The 17,950-nt window shown below is 58.7% G+C and carries 13 protein-coding genes and 1 tRNA gene; 6 read left to right on the top strand and 8 right to left on the bottom strand.

The window, feature by feature from the left end; translation table 11 throughout:
• Positions 1–60: 60 nt before the first annotated feature.
• Positions 61–267, bottom strand: coding sequence for a hypothetical protein (locus NA78x_RS24440; RefSeq protein ID WP_425615004.1), 207 nt, complete (start codon positions 265–267; stop codon positions 61–63).
• 82 nt (positions 268–349) lie between these two features.
• Between NA78x_RS24440 and NA78x_RS24435 the strand changes: the two genes are divergently transcribed.
• Positions 350–667, top strand: coding sequence for a hypothetical protein (locus NA78x_RS24435; RefSeq protein ID WP_425615003.1), 318 nt, complete (start codon positions 350–352; stop codon positions 665–667).
• Positions 668–865: 198 nt separating this feature from the next.
• Here NA78x_RS24435 and NA78x_RS24430 read toward each other — a convergent pair whose 3' ends face one another.
• The 3 genes from NA78x_RS24430 to NA78x_RS24420 form a co-directional block, all read right to left on the bottom strand.
• The gene (locus NA78x_RS24430) at positions 866–1,324 is read right to left on the bottom strand and encodes a hypothetical protein (protein WP_425615002.1); all 459 of its coding nucleotides are present in this window, start codon (positions 1,322–1,324) and stop codon (positions 866–868) included.
• Between the two features lie 3 nt (positions 1,325–1,327).
• Positions 1,328–1,795, bottom strand: a complete 468-nt coding sequence (locus NA78x_RS24425) for an EVE domain-containing protein (RefSeq protein WP_425615001.1) — start codon at positions 1,793–1,795, stop codon at positions 1,328–1,330.
• A 242-nt stretch (positions 1,796–2,037) separates the two neighbouring features.
• Entirely contained in the window at positions 2,038–2,589 is a 552-nt protein-coding gene (locus tag NA78x_RS24420) for a DUF420 domain-containing protein (protein WP_425615000.1), read from the bottom strand.
• A gap of 240 nt (positions 2,590–2,829) precedes the next feature.
• Here NA78x_RS24420 and NA78x_RS24415 point away from each other — a divergent pair, with 240 nt between their 5' ends.
• Both NA78x_RS24415 and NA78x_RS24410 read left to right on the top strand, forming a co-directional pair.
• A complete protein-coding gene (locus NA78x_RS24415; RefSeq protein WP_425614999.1) occupies positions 2,830–5,853 on the top strand; it encodes a PSD1 and planctomycete cytochrome C domain-containing protein in 3,024 nt (1,007 codons plus the stop codon).
• Positions 5,854–5,864: 11 nt separating this feature from the next.
• Positions 5,865–7,283 carry a DUF1501 domain-containing protein gene (locus NA78x_RS24410; RefSeq protein WP_425614998.1) on the top strand — a complete coding sequence of 473 codons (1,419 nt, stop codon included), beginning with the start codon at positions 5,865–5,867 and terminating at the stop codon, positions 7,281–7,283.
• A 31-nt stretch (positions 7,284–7,314) separates the two neighbouring features.
• Here the strand turns inward: NA78x_RS24410 and NA78x_RS24405 are convergent, their stop codons facing one another.
• Positions 7,315–8,532 (bottom strand): PQQ-binding-like beta-propeller repeat protein, encoded by a 1,218-nt coding sequence (locus NA78x_RS24405; RefSeq protein ID WP_425614997.1) that lies wholly within the window; start codon positions 8,530–8,532, stop codon positions 7,315–7,317.
• Between the two features lie 223 nt (positions 8,533–8,755).
• Between NA78x_RS24405 and NA78x_RS24400 the strand changes: the two genes are divergently transcribed.
• The 3 genes from NA78x_RS24400 to queC all read left to right on the top strand — a co-directional run bounded on the left by NA78x_RS24400 (position 8,756) and on the right by queC (position 11,213).
• A tRNA-Ile gene (locus tag NA78x_RS24400) sits at positions 8,756–8,829 on the top strand.
• A gap of 25 nt (positions 8,830–8,854) precedes the next feature.
• Entirely contained in the window at positions 8,855–10,474 is a 1,620-nt protein-coding gene (locus tag NA78x_RS24395) for an AMP-dependent synthetase/ligase (RefSeq protein ID WP_425614996.1), read from the top strand.
• Positions 10,475–10,511: 37 nt separating this feature from the next.
• Positions 10,512–11,213, top strand: coding sequence for a 7-cyano-7-deazaguanine synthase QueC (gene queC, locus NA78x_RS24390; protein WP_425614995.1), 702 nt, complete (start codon positions 10,512–10,514; stop codon positions 11,211–11,213).
• Positions 11,214–11,222: 9 nt separating this feature from the next.
• On the opposite strand, the gene NA78x_RS24385 is transcribed toward queC, so the two are convergent.
• The 3 genes from NA78x_RS24385 to pilM form a co-directional block, all read right to left on the bottom strand.
• The gene (locus NA78x_RS24385) at positions 11,223–13,493 is read right to left on the bottom strand and encodes a hypothetical protein (protein WP_425614994.1); all 2,271 of its coding nucleotides are present in this window, start codon (positions 13,491–13,493) and stop codon (positions 11,223–11,225) included.
• Between the two features lie 106 nt (positions 13,494–13,599).
• The gene (locus NA78x_RS24380) at positions 13,600–15,174 is read right to left on the bottom strand and encodes a hypothetical protein (RefSeq protein WP_425614993.1); all 1,575 of its coding nucleotides are present in this window, start codon (positions 15,172–15,174) and stop codon (positions 13,600–13,602) included.
• Positions 15,175–15,239: 65 nt separating this feature from the next.
• The gene (gene pilM, locus NA78x_RS24375) at positions 15,240–17,861 is read right to left on the bottom strand and encodes a pilus assembly protein PilM (protein WP_425614992.1); all 2,622 of its coding nucleotides are present in this window, start codon (positions 17,859–17,861) and stop codon (positions 15,240–15,242) included.
• Positions 17,862–17,950: the final 89 nt, after the last annotated feature.

The following is a 17,950-nucleotide window of genomic DNA, read 5'->3' as shown; positions in this document are numbered from 1 at the left end:
ATAATGTATCGCACCCGCAAAGTCCCACCAACCTCACTAAACCTCCAAATGGCCGCAAGGCTATTTTTCCTCCTGGAGCCAATACAGCTGCTTGTGGCCGTGGCTTTCGAACTCGTCGGCGACTCGTTGGGCTTCGGCTTTGGGCAGGTGCTCGCGGACGAGGAAGACATTGCCGTTGTCGTCGGTCCGCCAGACCGACCAAAACGGAGCTGCGTGGGGTGGGTTGGCGTCCGGTACTTCCGCCTGGTTTTGCGAAGTAGAGTTCATGGGAGCGCCTCAGGTTCGTCTTGTTTGCGATTCGCTGAAAGCTTAGGTTTTCTGCTACACCCATAAGCAGGGAGGGGCCGAAATGAGCATTGGTTCACTAGGATCCGTCGGTAGTTTCGCCGCTAGTTCGGCCACACAACGAACGAGCGACACCGAGAAAACGCAAACGGCGTCGGCTGACAAGAGTCGTGCCGATAGCGGCGTTGAGATGACAGAAAAAGCAGCCGGCATTGGCGAGACGCAGGAAGATACGGGAGCCAGCGATCGCGACGCCGATGGCCGCAGGCTGTGGGAAGTGAATCCCCAACAGAACGTTGATCCTGAGACTGCGAACTTGGTTCCGCACGTGGCGAAAGATCCGACGGGCGCGGCCGGTGGCGAGTTGGATCTGATGGGGTGAGCGATGCCGAAGACGTCGACGAGCGAGTTCTATCTTGTTTGGCCGATGACTGACGTGCCGTGGCGCGAGGAACCAAATTGGCTTCAGAGACAGTTGCAGCAACGTCAAGACTGCGGCCACTCATCGAAGAAGTCGCGAATCTCAAAGTTGATGGTTGCAGCGCACGGACCAAAGCAACCCTATAGCTTTACAAGGCGACTAGGGATCGAACACATCAACGACGCATTTCGAGAAGCGTTCTCGCCCGAGATTGATCAGGCAATTATCTTTGGAAAACTGCTGTTGCCCGATAATTCCGTCGTGCCCGGACGACAAACGATTTTTGCCAAGCAGCTGGTTTGGATGCGTGGGGGTCTGAAGTCCTACTGCCGCAAGTGCGATGCGTGCGGAGAGGTCATTTACGACCCGATGAGCAAATGGCACATCTTGCGGAGCAATATTCCGAATACCGAAATCTTTAAGACGCACTACGGCGGACTTGTCATCAGTGCTCGCCTGGAACGGCGAATACGTCGGAAGAGTTGGAGCAAAGTTAGAGTAATGCCTTTGCCCGTCTACGACGAACCCAGAGATGGCTTTCCCCTCAACTTGCGATTGATCAAACGGAGTGAGGAGCGCAGGATCCCGTAGTGAACCAATCACCGGCTCGGTGGCCAATGCTTACTTCACGCCCGCTTGCTTCAGCACTTCTTTGAATTCATCGGCCGTCACAGGCTGGACGGAGAGTCGCGAGCCTTTGCGCAGCAGTTCCATCTTGGCGAGCGACTTCACCGTGCGCAGATGATCTAGCCCCAGGGGCTGAGCAAAGATGCGATCGAGTTGAATATCGACCATGTACCAGATGGGTTTGTCGGCGGTGCTTTTGGGGTCGTGGTGATGATCGTCCTTGTCGAGCGCCGTGTGATCGCCGTAGCCTTCCTTGACGATCTTCGCGGTGCCCGCGATCGCGGGCGGGTTGGCATTGCTGTGATAGAACAAGACGCGATCGCCGACCTTCATCTCGTCCCGCATATAGTTGCGGGCTTGGTAGTTTCGCACGCCGCTCCAGAACGTGGTTTTGTTCGGCGAGTTCGCCAGATCCTGAATGGAGAACGATTCCGGTTCGGTCTTCAGCAGCCAATATTTCATACAAGTGAGCGAATCAGGGGTGTTAGACTGTAGACCGTTACGCGTTCAAGCTACCGCAGGATCACTTCCACGGGTCCGCATTTTACTAACGAACCATCATGCAAGCGACGCCTGTTATGTCATTTGGACTCTTTGCCGTTGGGGCGATTGCCCTGCTGCTTGTTGTTGGCTTGATCGTGATTGTCGCGGCAGTGGCTGCTTCATCCGGTCGCAAAGATCGCCGGCAAGATTGAACCCGCGGTCTACCTGGTGGCAACGAAGGCCAGGTAGTAAAAGATCCAACCCGTCACAGCGGTGAGGATCATGCCCGCAGTCGCGATCATTCCCCAGCGACGATGCCAGGCCGAATGCGGGCCGGGAAGCGGTGGGCACGGGAAGTTTCGTAGCGCGCGAACGATCACCACGATCCACAGCACGAGCGTCGGGATGGCAAACGACAAGTGAATGATGAGGCTCAGGCCGACCGGACAAGTCCACTTGTTGGCTGCATCAAAAAAAGGAGATGGCGCGGCGAGCGCTTCCCAGTCGGTGAAGAAACGCATGTCGATCTCGAAGGCACCAACGGCGAGCAACAGTACCGTGCCCAGCACGAGTTGGATCTGCTTGTGCAACTTATAAAGCTGGCGATACTTCACCAGGTACACACTCGTCAGCAGCACGGGGACGACGAGAAACATGGCCAGGAAGACCACATCGAGCATCAACGATCCACGGGTGCCGAGAAAGCCGGGCAGGGATGGTGTCGCGGTGTTGGCTGCCGGCAGGGTAGCTTGGGCGACGAAAAACAGATGCACGCGACGAAACTCCTCGGGCCAATGAAGGTAGTGGCAGATTCTATCAAGTCCGCTGGGCGCCACGAATGGCAAGCAGTTGGGATAATCGCATTACCAGCTTGAAATTTTCGGCATTTCCGCAGCGCGGCGCAGATGTGCCAGGGCTAAAATGCAAGTCCGCTGTAGCCTCCGGCGGTCCGCCGCTGCAATGTCCTGGGAAGGGGATCTTTGTTGCTTTCACGCTTTCTGATCGCAATCCGAATGCTCTGCTGTTGCCTGTTGGCTCTCGTTGCTGCGTGCGCATCGGTAAATGCCGAAGAGTTGCCACCGGCGGCAACTCGCAAGATCGACTTCGTCAAAGACGTGCAGCCGATCTTGGCGGCGGCGTGCTTGAAGTGCCACGGACCGCTGCTGCAAGAAGGAGACTATCGACTCGACTCGCGCGAAGTGGCGCTCACCAAGGGAGCGAACTTCGCCCCCAACATTGTTCCCAGTAAAAGCGCCGATAGTCCGCTCATTCAGTTCGTTGCCGGCTTGGTCGACGGCATGCAAATGCCCTCGAAAGGCAAAAAGCTTACGCCGGAGCAGATTGGAATTTTGCGAGCCTGGATCGATCAAGGGGCCGAATGGCCGGCGGCGGCTTCGGTCAAAGTCGAAGACAAGCTCGCCTGGTGGTCGCTGCAGCCTTTGCGCCACGTGCCCGTTCCCGCTGTTGCGGCCGCCGATCATCCGGTCGATCGCTTCGTCCTCGCGAAACTCGCCGAGCAATCACTGAATCCAGCGCCACCGGCCGATCGCCGCGTGCTCATTCGCCGGCTCTACTTCGACCTGATTGGCTTGCCACCTTCACCGGCAGCTATTGATTCATTCATCGACGATCCGGCACCAGATGCCTACGAAAGACTGGTCGACGAACTACTTGCTTCGCCGCAGTACGGCGAGCGCTGGGCTCGGCATTGGCTCGATATGGCTCACTTTGCCGAGACACACGGCAACGATCAAGATCGCATTCGCGAGCATGCCTGGCCCTATCGCGACTACTTGATCACCGCGCTCAATCGCGACAAACCCTACGGGCAGTTCGTGCGCGAGCAGGTGGCCGGCGATGCACTCTATCCGCAGGATCCACAGGCGACGGTAGCGCTCGGATTTCTCGCCGCAGGGCCGTGGGATGAGAGTTCGCTACGCGATATTCGCGAAGATACACTCGACCGGCAAATTGCCCGCTACCTGGACCGCGACGATATGCTCGCGACTGTCCTCAACAATGTTTCAAGCCTCACGGTGCAGTGCGCTCGTTGTCACGATCACAAGTTCGATCCCATTCCGCAGGCTGACTATTACGCGCTGCAGGCCGTGTTCTCCGGTGTCGAGCGGGCGAATCGGACTTGGGATCCGGATCCGGCGATTGCACAGCAGCGGGTTGCCCTGTTGGCACGAGAGAAGCAACTCAGCAAGCTCGACGATGCAACTCGCGTGGAACTGCTCGGTGCGGCAGGGCAACAGGCGGTCGCCCAGTGGGAACGCGAACAAGGTGAGAAGCCAGTCGCCTGGCAGGTGCTTTCGGCAGCGACCGTGCTTACATCCGACGGTTCCGTGCTGACCAAACAAGATGACAGCTCGTTCCTCGCTGCCGGCAGTCGCCCCGAGAAAGACACCTACACGTTCACCAGTTCTTCGCCCTTGCGCGAAGTGACCGCGGTGCGTGTGGAAGTGCTGATCGATGCCTCGTTGCCGCACCAGGGACCCGGCAGGCAAGACAATGGCAACTTGCACCTTTCGGAGATTGAAGTCTTCATCGGCGATAGCAAGGTGGCCCAGCCCATTGCACGGGCCGTGGCCGATTTCGATCAAGAGGGTTGGGGAGTGGCTCGGGCCATTGATGGCAATCCAACGACTGCCTGGGGCATCTATCCCCAAGTGGGCAAGTCGCACGAAGCAGTTTTTGAGTTCAAAGAACCGCTGAAACTTGCACCCGATCAAACGCTGACGGTGATGCTGAAGCAACTGCACGGCGGCGGACACTTGATTGGGCGGCCTCGTATTTCGCTCACCGACGCAAAGAATCCGCTGCGAATTAACCCGCTCCCTGCTGAGATTACAGCCATCATGGCGATCGATCCGGCTAAACGCAGCGTGGCACAACGATTGACGATTGCCTTGCATCAACAGCGCGAACAAGTTGCAAAAGCGCTGGAACGATTGCCCAAGCCCAGCCTGATCTATGCGGCGGCCAGCGACTTCGCGCCGGATGGCAACTTGAAGCCTCCAGCGGGCCCGCGCCCCATTCATCTGCTGCATCGCGGCGAAATCACTCAGCCTCGAGAAGAGATACAGCCCGGCGCGCTCCGCTGCTTGCCACTTTCGCCGAAGTTCGAATTGCCCGTCTCAGCTCACGAAAGTGCTCGGCGCGCTGCATTGGCGACTTGGCTTACGGAACGCGAGAATCCGCTCACTTGGCGATCGCTAGTGAATCGCGTTTGGCACTATCACTTTGGTCGCGGCATTGTGAACACGCCGAATGACTTTGGCCGGATGGGTGCTCTCCCTACACATCCTGAGTTGCTCGATTGGCTCGCAGTCGAGTTTCGCGATTCCGATCAATCGCTGAAGAAGCTTCATCGGCTACTGCTGACCAGCGGCACTTATCAACAGTCGTCGCAGGCCGCGCAGATGCTCGTGGGCGAGCATCTGATTGCTCGCAACGACCACGCTGCCTCGCGAGATGCCGACAATCAATGGCTGTGGCGAATGCAACGGTCGCGGCTCGATGCGGAATGCATTCGTGACGCGGTGTTGACCGCCTCGCAGCGTTTGGATGCTCGGATGGGTGGCCCCAGCGATCGGCAGTTCGATCTCAAACCCGGCCGCCATGTGACGCCGATCATCGACTACAGCCTGGTCGATTTGGATCGTGCGAGCGGGAGCCGCCGCAGCATCTATCGCTTTCTGTTTCGTACGCTTCCCGATCCCTTCATGGAAGCTCTCGATTGCCCCGCCGGCGACCAGATCATGCCCACACGCGCTAATAGCGTGACGGTGCAGCAATCGCTCGCCCTCTGGAACGATGCCTTCATGCTACGGCAAGCAGAACATTTTGCCGCGAGGCTCGAGCGGGACGCGCCGACCTCTGTCGCTCGGGTCACGCTCGCCCTGCAATTGACACTGGCTCGCAGACCATCCGAGCAAGAGTTGCGGAAGTTCACCAGCTATGTCGACATCTATGGTCTGGCCAATTTCTGCCGACTGCTATTCAACGCCAATGAGTTTGTGTTTATCGAGTGAGCTGAAGTCCAATGAATACTCGACGCGATCTATTATCAAACATCGGCTGCGGCCTGGGCTCCCTCGCGCTCTGCCAATTGCTCGGGCACGAGAGGCTGCTCGCTGCTGCTCCGAGTCCGGAACTGAACGGTGGGCTGCATCATCGGGCCAAAGCCAAACGCGTGATTCAGCTGTTCATGAACGGCGGCGCGAGCCAGATGGACCTGTTCGACTACAAGCCTCAATTGCAAAAGCTGCATGGGCAAAAATTTGATCCCGGCAACGATTTGCGTGTCGAAGCAGCGACGAGCGCTCCCGGGAATGTATTAGGCTCGCCCTTCAAGTTTCAGCAACACGGCCAGTGTGGTCGCTGGGTAAGCGAGCAACTGCCGCAGACCGCAAAACACGTGGACGAAATCGCGGTGCTGCTCGCGATGACTTCGCGCACCAATGTACACGGGCCAGCGAGCTATTTGATGAACACCGGCTTCTTGCTGCCGGGCTTTCCCTCGTTTGGATCGTGGGTCAGTTATGGTCTCGGCAGCCTGACCGACAATCTGCCGACCTTCGTCGTGCTTCCCGATGCGCGGGGCTTGCCTTACAACCAGCGAGGCAACTTTGCGAGTGGCTTTCTCTCGGTCACGCACCAGGGGACCGTCATCAACGCCAGCGCGGCGGAACCATTGCACGGGCTACATGCTCCGCCGAGTGCCAGGTTCATTACTCCCGAGGCGGAACGCGACGGCTTGATCTTGCTCGCCGATCTTAACCGCGAACATCTGACCGCGAGCGATCAAGATCCCAGGCTGGAAGCGCGCATTCGCTCGTACGAGTTGGCTGCCAAGTTGCAATTGAGTGCGCCCGAGGTGTTTGATCTCAGCCAGGAGTCGGCCGAGACGCACAAGGCCTACGGACTCGACAATCCCGCTTCCGCTGATTTTGGCAAACGCTGCTTGATCGCGCGACGGATGATCGAGCGCGGCGTGCGCATGGTGCAGGTGTGGAGTGGCGCGAATGGCCCCACCGGCAACTGGGATAACCACGGCAGCATCATCAAAGAACTGCCACCGATGGCCGCCGCCACCGATGGTCCCACGGCAGCCTTGCTCGCCGACTTGAAAGCGCGAGGCTTGTTCGAAGATACCCTGCTTCTGTGGAACACGGAGTTCGGCCGCATGCCATTCTCGCAGGGGAGTGACGGCCGCGATCACAATGGCGGTGCCTCTGTGGGCTGGATGGCCGGTGCTGGCGTCAAACCGGGCGTGGCTGTTGGCTCGACCGATGAATGGTCCTGGAAGGCGATCGACAAGATCACCACGAATTATGACTTTCACGCGACCGTGCTTCACCTGCTCGGCATCGATCACGAGCAGCTAACGGTTCGTCACAATGGTGCGAACCGCCGCTTGACCGACGTGCATGGGCACGTGGTCCAGGATGTGTTGGCATAACTCTTCGTGGAAATGGGTATCCCACGAAAGACTACTTCGGTTTGGCGATGCAGTAGAGGTGCTTGAAGGTGCGGAGAAAGATCTCGCCGTTCGAGATGGCCGGTGAGGAATTGGTATCTTCCTTGCCGAGCGTGTTGGTAGCCAGCACTTCGAACTTGGGGCTGGCAGCGAGCACCACGGTCGAGCTATTTCGCAGCATGACATAGAGCTTGCCATCGGCATGGACCATCGAGCCCCAGGTGGTTCCCCCGATCCGCTTGCCGGCCTGCCAGACTTCTTCGCCGGTCTTGATGTGGTAACAGTGGGGAACCGTGTTCTCTTCGACAATGTAAACGTGATCGTCAATCAGCATGCCCGAGCCGACGCGTTGCACATTGACCGGATGACGCCAAAGGCGATCAGCCGTGATATCGCCCGAACCGCCAAGCTTGACACCGAAGGCTGCTCCCGTGTAGCCAGACATCGCAACGGCAAAGCCATTGGCCGACAGCGGTGAAGTATAGACGTACTTATCGAGCCCTTCGCAGAACCAGAGTTCCTTGCCCGATTGGGGTTCAATCCCCTTGAGGTGAGGCACGGTCGAAAGGAGGAGTTGATCTTGGCCGTCGACCTGGGCGATTACTGGCGTTCCCCACGAACCATTCTTCTCATCGACTTCCCAGACTGTTTCGCCGGTCTTTTTGTTCATCGCGAGCAGGAAGTTGCGCCCCTTTTCATTCGGTCCGCACCACTGAAAAACCAGGTCCTGATAGATGACTGGGGACGATGAGTTGCCGAACTTATGTTCCCAGGTGCCGAGGTCGGTCCGCTTCCAAATCTCGTTGCCGGCGAAGTCGTAGCAATAGACGCCGGCGGAACCCAAACTGACGACGACTCGCTCGCCGTCGGTCATGGGCGACGCGTTGCAGTACCAATTGGGGTTCCAGTTGAGTTCCTTCTCTTGATAAGCAACATCCTTTTGCCACAGCTTTTCTCCCTTGGCACGATCGAAGCAGAGCAAGCTGCGAGTCTTGCCGTCTTTATCGGCCTGCGTGAGAAAGATCTTGTCGCGCCAGACTACGGGGGTCGAATTCCCTTGATGCGCGAGCTCGATCTTCCATTTGACGTTCTCAGTTTCGCTCCAAGTGAGCGGAATGTCTTTGTCGTTGCTGAAGCCTTGACCGGTGGGGCCGCGCCAGGCTGGCCAATCGGCGAGAACCAAAGTCGGCGCAACTAGCAGAGCAGCAAGGACGAGCAGAAGCCGTTTCATGGCGATCTCCAAGCGGTGAGAGGTAGGCGATACTTGGCGAAGCGTGCGGATATTCGGCGGGTGTCACCACTGTTGTAGAGGAGTGGGAAATGCGAGGCAAGCATTTGCAATCCGGCAGGGATTTCGCTGGCCAACTTGCAAATCACTGGGCATTTATGACATGCGCGGATCCAGACGCGGTTTTCGGAATGACCGCCGTTGCTTAGAATGGCAACTCACTTACGGGGCTGTAGCTCAATCGGTTAGAGCAGCAAACTCATAATTTGTTGGTTCCCGGTTCAAGTCCGGGCGGCCCTATTTTCCTTGGATTGTTGGCAAACGAATGACGTCTGGCGTTGGTACGGTGGCGGAATTGCTCGCGCGAGTCGCGGGCGAGAAGGCACAAAGAGGTGGGCTGCTTGTCGCCTCCGAGCAGGGCAACTTCTGCGAAATGCCTTGGCGACGAGTCATCGAACTGGCCTGCCAAGGCGCGGCCGCTTTGACGAAGGCGGGAATTGAAGCCGGTGATCGAGTGGCGATCGCGGCCACGAATAGCCTGGAGTGGGTCGTCGCCGACTTCGCGGTAGGCATGCTCGGGGCGGTGCTGGTGCCGCTGCATACATCGCTCAGCGGACCACAACTTGCCTGGCAACTGCGACACAGTAGTAGCCGTCTGCTGATCGTGGGTAGTGCAGAACTGCACCAGAAGCTCGCGGCTCATCTCCCGTCCGACGCGTCGCCGCTCAGGATTGTTTCCGTTAGCGAGTGGTCGGCGATGATCGGCCAGGCGAGCGTTGCGACGGGGCAAGCTCACTGGCAACGCACGTTGGCAACCGTCACACCGAACACTCTGGCGAGCATCGTCTACACGTCAGGCACCAGCGGCGAGCCCAAGGGGGTGATGCTCACCCAGGGAAATCTCGCGGCGAACGCGCTGGCGATTGTAGACCGTTTTGGCTTGCAGCCCAACGAATGTCGCCTGAATACGTTGCCGTTCAGCCATGCGTACGGACGCATGAGTGACCTGTATGTTTCGCTGGCGGGAAACACGCGATTGGGAATCGGCCGTAATCGCGAATCGCTCGTTGCCGATGCGCAACACGTGCAGCCGACGTTGCTGGTGGTAGTGCCGCTGCTGCTGTTGCGATTGCAGCAGGGAGCGACCGCCAAGTTTGGGCCAGACGATCCTTTTGCCATTCGCAAACTACTCGGCGGCCAGGTGCGAGGCTTTATTTGCGGCGGAGCAAGCCTGACAAGTGACTTGCACGCCTACTTTGCCGCCCAGCAAACTCCCGTGTGGGAAGGCTACGGCCTTACGGAGGCGTCGCCTGTGGTTTCGCTGTCGTCACCAGTGGCCAGTCGCGAGAATTCGGTTGGCCGGGTGATTGCCAGCGAGGCGAAGATTGCCGCGGACGGCGAACTGTTCATACGCGGCCCGCAAGTGATGGCCGGCTATTGGCAAGATGAAGCGTCGACCCGCGAAGTGCTAGACAACGGTTGGCTGCATACTGGCGATCTGGCCCGTCTGGATGACGATGGCTATTTGCTTCTGCTAGGGAGAAAGAAGGAATTCATTGCTCTGTCGACTGGCAAGAAGGTGTGGCCGGCCCAACTCGAAGAACGGTTCGCCCACGATCCAATCATTGAACAGATCATCGTCGTCGGCGAGGGCCAAAACGCACTTGGCGCACTCATTGTTCCGCGTCAAGCAACCTGGTTCGGCGGAGATCGCAACGAAGATCTCTCGCAATTCAACACTCCGGCAGCGCATGAGAGAATGTTGGTTCATTTGGCGGCAAAATTGGTGGATTGTGCCGACCATGAGCAGATCCGCCATGTCCGGCTTTTGACCGAGCCATTCTCAGCCGAGCGCGAAGAACTGACACCAAAATTCACCCTGCGGCGGCCGGTCATTTTAGATCACTACGCCGATTGCGTCCGGCAGATGTTCTGCGACGATTGATGATGGCCAGGGAACAAGAATTTCAGGAAGATCGGCAATGTCTGTAACCAAGCGACCATGCGTTGTACTCCTCAGCGGTGGGCTCGATTCCGCGACTGTGCTGGCAATTGCCATTGAGCAAGGCTTTGAGCCGGCGTGCCTCAGCTTTCGATATGGTCAGCGGCACGCGATTGAATTGGATGCCGCCCGCGTGATCGCGGAATCGCTGAAGGTGCGCCAGACTGCGGTCGTCGATATCGACCTGCGACAGTTCGCCGGCAGCGCCCTCACTAGCGATCTGGCGGTGCCGAAGTCGGCGCACGTGAGCGACATCGGCGAGGGGATACCAGTCACCTATGTTCCCGCGCGGAACACGATTTTTCTCTCATTCGCGCTGGCCTATGCCGAGACTCTGCAAGCGACCGATATCTTCATCGGCGTGAATGCACTCGACTATAGCGGCTACCCCGATTGTCGACCGGAGTATATCGCGGCGTTCCAAACGCTCGCGAATCTGGCGACGAAAGCGGGCGTGGAAGGAACGGAGCGAATGAAGATTCACGCTCCCTTGCTGCATCTGACCAAAGGCGAGATCATTGCTCGCGGCTTGTCACTGGGAGTCGATTACAGTTTGACGCGCAGTTGCTACGATCCCTCGCCGCAGGGAGACGCGTGCGGCGAGTGCGATTCGTGTTTGCTGCGTCAGAAAGGCTTTGCCGAGAATGGCCAAGCCGATCCAATTGTCTATCAGGCAAAGTAACTTGCCCGGTTAGGGCTGGGCACCGGCACCGCGGCGATTTCTCGGTTGCCTTGGTCCTGGTCCATCCAATAAGCCATCGCCCGGAACCGGCGCTCCGTCGGGCGAGAAGCCCCCCGGGGTATTGGTCGGCGGCGCTTCCGGCGCAGGTGGCAGATAGCGACGGAACCCTTCGATGTCGTCGGTTTCGTCGAGCATCTTCAAATTGCCGGATCCATCGAATACCAGGATTTCGCTGGGCTCCTGAATCTTTTCGGACCGCTTGTCCACGACGGGGATCTCGCTCCCGCCGGTGAAGTCGACCACGATGGAGCCCGTGCGAAATGTGTATTTGCCAATCGGATGGATGCTCAGCTTCGAAGGATGCACGACATCCACTTCCTTCTCGAAGTTCAGCAGCGTGCCGCGGAAGACGTCCTTCTCGGCGGCCACATCCACGGCCTTCTCTTTGTCGAAGTCCACCGTGAGGATCGTCGCTGCGGGCTGAGTGGTCGTCACCGGCGGAGTGTCTTTCTTCACCGGTGCACCCGCCGCAGGAATCGCCTTGCCGGCGAAGTAGTGGACGACTTCTGGCAGTTCGACGATCTCGCTCGGTTCGCTGTACTCTGATTCTCGCACGTAGGCACGTCGGCCACCTTCAACCGACTTCACGCGAGTGAAGACGTTAGGATTAAGCGACTGGACCGGCGGCTTATGGAAAGGCTGCGACCGGGTGGGCTCCCAAGCGGGAGGGGCAATCTCGGCCCAAGGATTGTTGGGATCTTCGACCAACAGCTTCACGCGGTAGCGGTACTTACGAAGTGGTTGCACGGTTGTATCGGTGAATCGCAGCAGTTTGTACTTGGCCAAGACCATGCCGGGCGAACCGCCACCGGGCATTCCCTCGCCGAAACCACCAGGCTGCATCATTCCCGGTTGCATCATGCCGGGCTGCATCATGCCGGGCTGCATCATGCCAGGGTTGCCGTAAGGCATACGTCCTTCGCCCATCATCCCCGCTCCTGCACCCGGCAGACCTGTACCGCCGCCGGTGAGATCATCTTCGGTGATCGCACGGGGAATCGGCATCCCGTTGCCATCGACGCCGCCGGGGCCTTCCATACCGGGCCCCATTCCCGCTGCGGGAATCTGAGCCTTGGGAATATCCGGATGAAGCAGTGCTTCGTAAATCTCCCGCTGCATGAAGGGAGGCACGCGATGCGTCATCCGCATCGGGTCGCCCAACGAGTTGGGATCGACGACTTCGGCCGGCGAAGGAGCCCAAGTGTTCATGTCGGTGATGGCCTTGCCGAATCTCAGCTCTTCCCAGCGGGCAGTGGCTGGGTCTTGAGCCGGATTATCGGTGACATCCGCCCGCTCAACCGTATAGAGGATGTAACGAGGCAGATCGCGCATCGGGTCATAGTCGAGAGCCTCCTTGAAGGCTGCTTCGTATTCTTCGAGTTGCTTCTGCAGCGGCACTGCAGCCATCACCACCACAGCGGCCGCTTCCCGGCGGCTCACTTCGCCACTGGGATGAAAGCCAACCTGAGCTTCGGGAGGTAAAGTGCGGACGCCGGGCATGCCCATGCCTTCACCACCGGGGCCAAACCCCGCTGGCATTCCTTCCTGCATTCCCATCATCTCTTGCTCTAGCATGGCCGCGCCACCACCACGTTTGTTACGCGGCTGACGGCCTTCTCCGCTGGGGCCAGGACCGGGTCCTGGACCGCCGGGTGCACGACCGGGACGGGTGGGCTGGCGAACCGCGGGCGCAGGACCACCGGGGCCGCCAGGGCCTTCCATGCCTGGGATGCCACCCGACGAACCGATGATCGGATCGACTTCCGGAATACCATTCACGCCGGTTTGAGACAGCAGAGCGATTGGCCCATGCAGCGCTACCACTTTGAGATGTTCCGGCGCGAAAATGCGTGGATCGTTGCGAGCGATCGCCTTCGGGTAGTCGGGAGTCTTCCAGGCATTGCGCAGGCGATAGCCGACCGGGTCGTTGGCTTCCTGACCTTGCTTGACCAGTGTCGTAATCGGCTTAGTTACGATCGGCTTGATCTCTTCGACAATCAGAGGCGTGTGACCTGGGTCGTTGATCTGCGTCGTTACCGAATTGCTCTTTTGAATCAGGTCGTCTGGCGTTTTGGCATTGTCCAGGCTTGTCAATGACGCGCCTTGATAGACAAACCAAATCACTGCCAGCAAGACGATGCCCAGCACGATCTTTTCGACGTGCAATAGCAGCATCTGCTGTATCTTGGCCGAGTCTAAACTGATCTTGGGTGCCTTCATCTCACTTGCTCCATACTTCTGACTGCTGACTTAGCCCAGTCGCAGTTTTGGTCTTGCCGAATCAATCTTCCTACGCCCGCGGGGGAGTTGCAAACGCAATTTTCTACTAGCCGCCGGTAGTGGTAACTGAAGGAGTCGTCATCGCCGTAGGGGCACCGGCAATATCCAGGCCCAGGATGGCGCGATTCACAGGGTTGTACAAGTAAACGATGCCGTACAACTCGATTTTGATCAGGTTATTGTCAAGGGTCGCGTCGCGGGTGAGGCCACTGAGCCCCCCTGGACCACCATAGCCACCTTCACCGCGGAATCCGCCCATGCCGCTACTCATGCCACCGCCAAAGTTGCCGCCCGGCATCATGCCGCCACCACCACCAGGGCCACCCGTGCCGGCCGCAAAAAAGGTCTCGACAGAGCCGGGCGCTGCGGGGTCGCGATTGATGCGGACCTGACGAATTTCGACTGGTAACTGAGCGTTGCCAAACTCAGTCAGAATGCTGTTCATGCGGCGCTGATCGATCTCCAGCCGAATCCGAACCGGCATCCGCTTAGCAACCGCCAGCAGCGAATTGGCCTGATCGCTGGCCGCCGTGGCCTTCAAAGCTTCACGCAATTGGAAGCCAGCCAGCGGCACATTGTTGGAATCGACATAACGCCAGTTGGCCGGATCGAGTTGATTGAATAGGGGATTGGTCGTGGGCGAAACGGGGCCCGTGGCAGCGGTGGCCTCCCCTCCTGGCATTCCTTCACCGGCGGGCATCGCGCCCGGCATGTTGCCCATCCCTTCGCTGAAGCCACCAGCGCCCGGTGCGCCAGCACCCGGCATGGCACCCGCGCCAACGATCATCACCTGGCCAGCGTTACCCAGGGCAGATTTGCCAATGCGGACGAATTCGATCTGCTTCACGGCGGCATCGTAACGAGCGGTGGCTTTGTCGTTGGCCCGCTTGATGATCTCCATCAAGTTCTGCAGCACCCACAAGTCTTCCTGGGCATACAGCACGTCAAGCGTGCTTGGTTCGTCAGCTTTGGCAGCCAAGGCAAAGTGCGTGGTCAGAATTTCTTGTTGATTGGCCGGATCCCACAGCACCAGCGACTTGTCAACCACGGCAGTGCCTGGAGTGCCATCGGGCCGCATCATCATGGCTGGCTGGGGCTGTCCCATGCCTTCGCCCAACGTGCCCTCGCGCTTGGCGTTCCACGTCGAACCGATGGTCGTGGCCAGCTTGGGCAATTCGTCTTCGATGAAGTCGCGATACCGGCGGCGGAGCGCGTCGCGAATCGTCAGATGGGGCTGGGTAGCCACTTCCAATTGTTCGATCGGCCGCAGTGGCTTCACCGCATCTTGAAAGTCCTGGTCGAACGTCGCGGGCCAAACGAGCACCGACTCTTGCTTCCGGTATTGCTGATCCCAGCCATTCGCAACTTCCTGGGCGAACTTGATCGTCTGTGCATCCACTTCGGCGTTCGATGCCTGATTCGGATGCTTGGCGGCTTTCGTTTGCAGCGTGTTCAAGCCACTGTACACACCATCGATCTTGGCCTGGTTTGCTTGGCGTTGCTCTTCGAGCGTGCCGGTCGACATGTACCAGCTCGCCAAGCTGAGGACCAAAATGCCAGTGCACATGATCCAAAATACGTGAGGCTGAATTTTGCCCCAAAGTTCTTTCGCTTGATCCATGATTCACTCTCCCTCAAAATCTCAACGGCCCCACGAATCTCAAACCAACGCACTGGCCCGCACACTCACGCGGGCGGAGGTGCCGGCACGGGCATCGGTGCCGCGGCCGGGCCAGCTGGTGGAACCATCGGACTCGCAGGAGCTGGAACTGCGGGATTCGGTACGGGGACGACCGGTGCACCGGGTGCTGCAGGTGCAACACCTGGATTCATCGGTGCGGGAGCAACGCCAGGATTGACACCTGGATTAACGACGCCTGGATTCTGCGGATCAGCAGGAACCGCCGGATTCATTGGCGGATTGGCCGGAACAGGTGCTGTGGGCACTGGACTTGGCACGGCTGGGGCAGGAACGGTCCCTGGAACAACTGCACCCGGCACGGCTGTGCCCGGAGGTGCTGTGCCGTTCAACGCAGCATCAGCGGCGGCCTTCAGCTTGGCCGTCCGCTCTTCGTATCGCTTGTTGAGTGGCTTTTCTTGCCAGCAGAACTGCACGACAAATTCGCACTTGGGCACAACAAAGAATTGAGGATTGTTCGGATCTTCAACAGCACCAGCGACGCCGAGACCACCTGGCCCTGTTCCTTCAAATCCGCTGGCCCCGCCACCGTTGATGCCGGTACCCGCGTAGTTGGGATTCTCGAGCCGGAATTGGCGATTGATGGGAATATCGAGTGCCAAGATTGCATAGCCAATGCCCAGTTCCTTGAACGTGAACCGGTCGGTCGCGCCGCCCGGACCCCGGGGCAGATCGACGACGCCGTTTTCGATCGACTTCAGCAACGTCTTGCGCACGTGAGCAGAACCGCCTTCGGCGGGCTTCGTGGGGTCGTTGTAGAAGTGGTAACCCTTGATCTCCACAACCCAGCCTGGACCCTTGGGAGTTTCGATTTGAATCGATGAGATATCGGTGGCACTAGAAGTGCCAGACATCATCGAGCCGCCCATCCCTTCCATACCGCCACCACCATCGACGCCAAAGTTTGCTGGTGCTGCGGCTACCGGCGGGGGCGCAGGTTGACCAGCGGCCGCCGCGGCAATCGCTGCCGGGTCGGTGGGGGCCTTCAGGTGCAAATCGTTTTGTTCGATGTAACGCCGCTTGACGGTTTCGGTAAACCAGACCGCCAAGTCGGGAAAATACTGTGTCTCGAGATACTCAATCTTGAGATCGCGCCGCTGCACGAACGGCAACTGTCTGTGATCCGGAATTTGTCCAACGGGAATCTTGCCCCTGGGAGACATTTCCGGCAGTGACTCGTTAATCGACTTCATCACTTCCAGCCACATCACGCGGCGGTCAGCTGCACCGACCACTTCATCGCTGATGCCGCTCAGTTGGGCGAGCTTGGTTTTGCGGGCCTCGAACTCTGATTGGTACTGAGCACTGACCTGGTTGATGCCGGAAGCCGTACTAACCGCGGCCGACCACTTGGTGTTGTTCGCGCCTAAGTGCTCATCGTGTACTTTTTCCCACGTCATGTAGTGGAAGATAAAGTTGAGCGCACAGGCAAGCACGATGGCTGCGACGCCCGCGACGGCCCAAGGCTTTTTGGCCTTGATGATCCGCTGCAGCAGCAGTTCGCGCGGCAGCAGGTTGGTCTTGAGCTTGCTCTTTTCGAGAGCCTGCACGCACAGACCGTAGGCACCGCCGAACGCGAGCAAGTTGTCTTTGAACGAGGGCGAAGTCACGACCGACGCACCGGTCAAACGGCGGAAAGCGTCGATTTCGGTCAGCTCGTAACCCAGGTGCTTGCCCATGTACTGCGACAAGCCAGGCAGTTTGACCGTGTTGCCGAGCATCACGATGTTCGTGATCTTGGCTTTACGATCCAGGCTGTGGAAGAAGCCAATCGAGCGCTGAACTTCCGTCACCATGTCGCCGAAGACCGGCCGCATGGCCTGAAAGATCGCCTTCGGGTCTTCTGCCTGCCGCGGGTTTCGCTTTAGGTGCTCGGCCTTGGCAAACGTCAGCTTCAAGTCTTTCGAGAGTTGCTTGGTGAAGTGATTGCCACCGAGCGGAATGTTGCGCTGCCACAAGCGATAGCCATTGGTGACGACCAGGTCGGTCGTTTCGGTACCGATCGAAAGGACAACCGACGACGGAGGTGGATTCTCTGAATCGTACGGAGCGTCGCTCTTAGCGGCCGGGGCCATGTCGTGCGCGAACCAGTTGTAGATCGCAATCGGCGCGAGCTGAATGATGTCGACTTCAATCTCAGCTTCTTGGAAGGGCTTGAGCGCCTTGGCCACTTGCTCGCGCTTCATGGCGAATAGGCCGACTTCGGACTCGAGCGCGAAGCCATCGACTTCCTGACCACCGGGCATCCGCTGATAATCCCAGATCACGTCTTCGAGCGCGAACGGGATCTGTTGCCGGGCTTCGTACTTGACGATGTCGGCGATTTTCTTCACATCGACCGGCGGTGGCTTGAAGTAACGCGCCAAGCCCGATTCGCCGGCGACGCCAATCGCCACCTTGTCGCCGCGCAAGTTGTTGCGCGACAGGAATTGCTGCAAGGCTTCTTTGACCAACTGCACCGCGTCGGCATCGGCCTGGGTAAGCAGCTTGGGATATTCGATATAGTCGAAGCCATCGGCAACGACGACGTCGCCGTCCAACCGGCAACGCAACGCTTTAAGGGCACAGCGACCAATGTCGATGCCCCAAACTCCAGCACTTCTTGCCATCGGCAAGTCCTCTCCGAGTAGAGCGAACGCCCTGTGTCTGACCCGCTTGCCCGCCAACAAATGGTCGACGGCCAAAATCTAGCTGCGAA

It is taken from the genome of Anatilimnocola aquadivae (assembly GCF_049819085.1).
In the GTDB taxonomy this organism is placed as follows: domain Bacteria; phylum Planctomycetota; class Planctomycetia; order Pirellulales; family Pirellulaceae; genus Anatilimnocola.
Note: the sequence above shows the minus strand (reverse complement) of the source record. Positions and strands in the feature narration are given on the sequence as shown.

Bases quoted from the DNA above. Each gene is read 5' to 3' on its own strand.
- NA78x_RS24440 (WP_425615004.1), bottom strand. From the start codon at position 267: ATGAACTCTACTTCGCAAAACCAGGCGGAAGTACCGGACGCCAACCCA.
- NA78x_RS24435 (WP_425615003.1), top strand. From the start codon at position 350: ATGAGCATTGGTTCACTAGGATCCGTCGGTAGTTTCGCCGCTAGTTCG.
- NA78x_RS24425 (WP_425615001.1), bottom strand. From the start codon at position 1,795: ATGAAATATTGGCTGCTGAAGACCGAACCGGAATCGTTCTCCATTCAG.
- NA78x_RS24415 (WP_425614999.1), top strand. From the start codon at position 2,830: ATGCTCTGCTGTTGCCTGTTGGCTCTCGTTGCTGCGTGCGCATCGGTA.
- NA78x_RS24410 (WP_425614998.1), top strand. From the start codon at position 5,865: ATGAATACTCGACGCGATCTATTATCAAACATCGGCTGCGGCCTGGGC.
- NA78x_RS24405 (WP_425614997.1), bottom strand. From the start codon at position 8,532: ATGAAACGGCTTCTGCTCGTCCTTGCTGCTCTGCTAGTTGCGCCGACT.
- NA78x_RS24395 (WP_425614996.1), top strand. From the start codon at position 8,855: ATGACGTCTGGCGTTGGTACGGTGGCGGAATTGCTCGCGCGAGTCGCG.
- queC (WP_425614995.1), top strand. From the start codon at position 10,512: ATGTCTGTAACCAAGCGACCATGCGTTGTACTCCTCAGCGGTGGGCTC.
- NA78x_RS24385 (WP_425614994.1), bottom strand. From the start codon at position 13,493: ATGAAGGCACCCAAGATCAGTTTAGACTCGGCCAAGATACAGCAGATG.
- NA78x_RS24380 (WP_425614993.1), bottom strand. From the start codon at position 15,174: ATGGATCAAGCGAAAGAACTTTGGGGCAAAATTCAGCCTCACGTATTT.
- pilM (WP_425614992.1), bottom strand. From the start codon at position 17,861: ATGGCAAGAAGTGCTGGAGTTTGGGGCATCGACATTGGTCGCTGTGCC.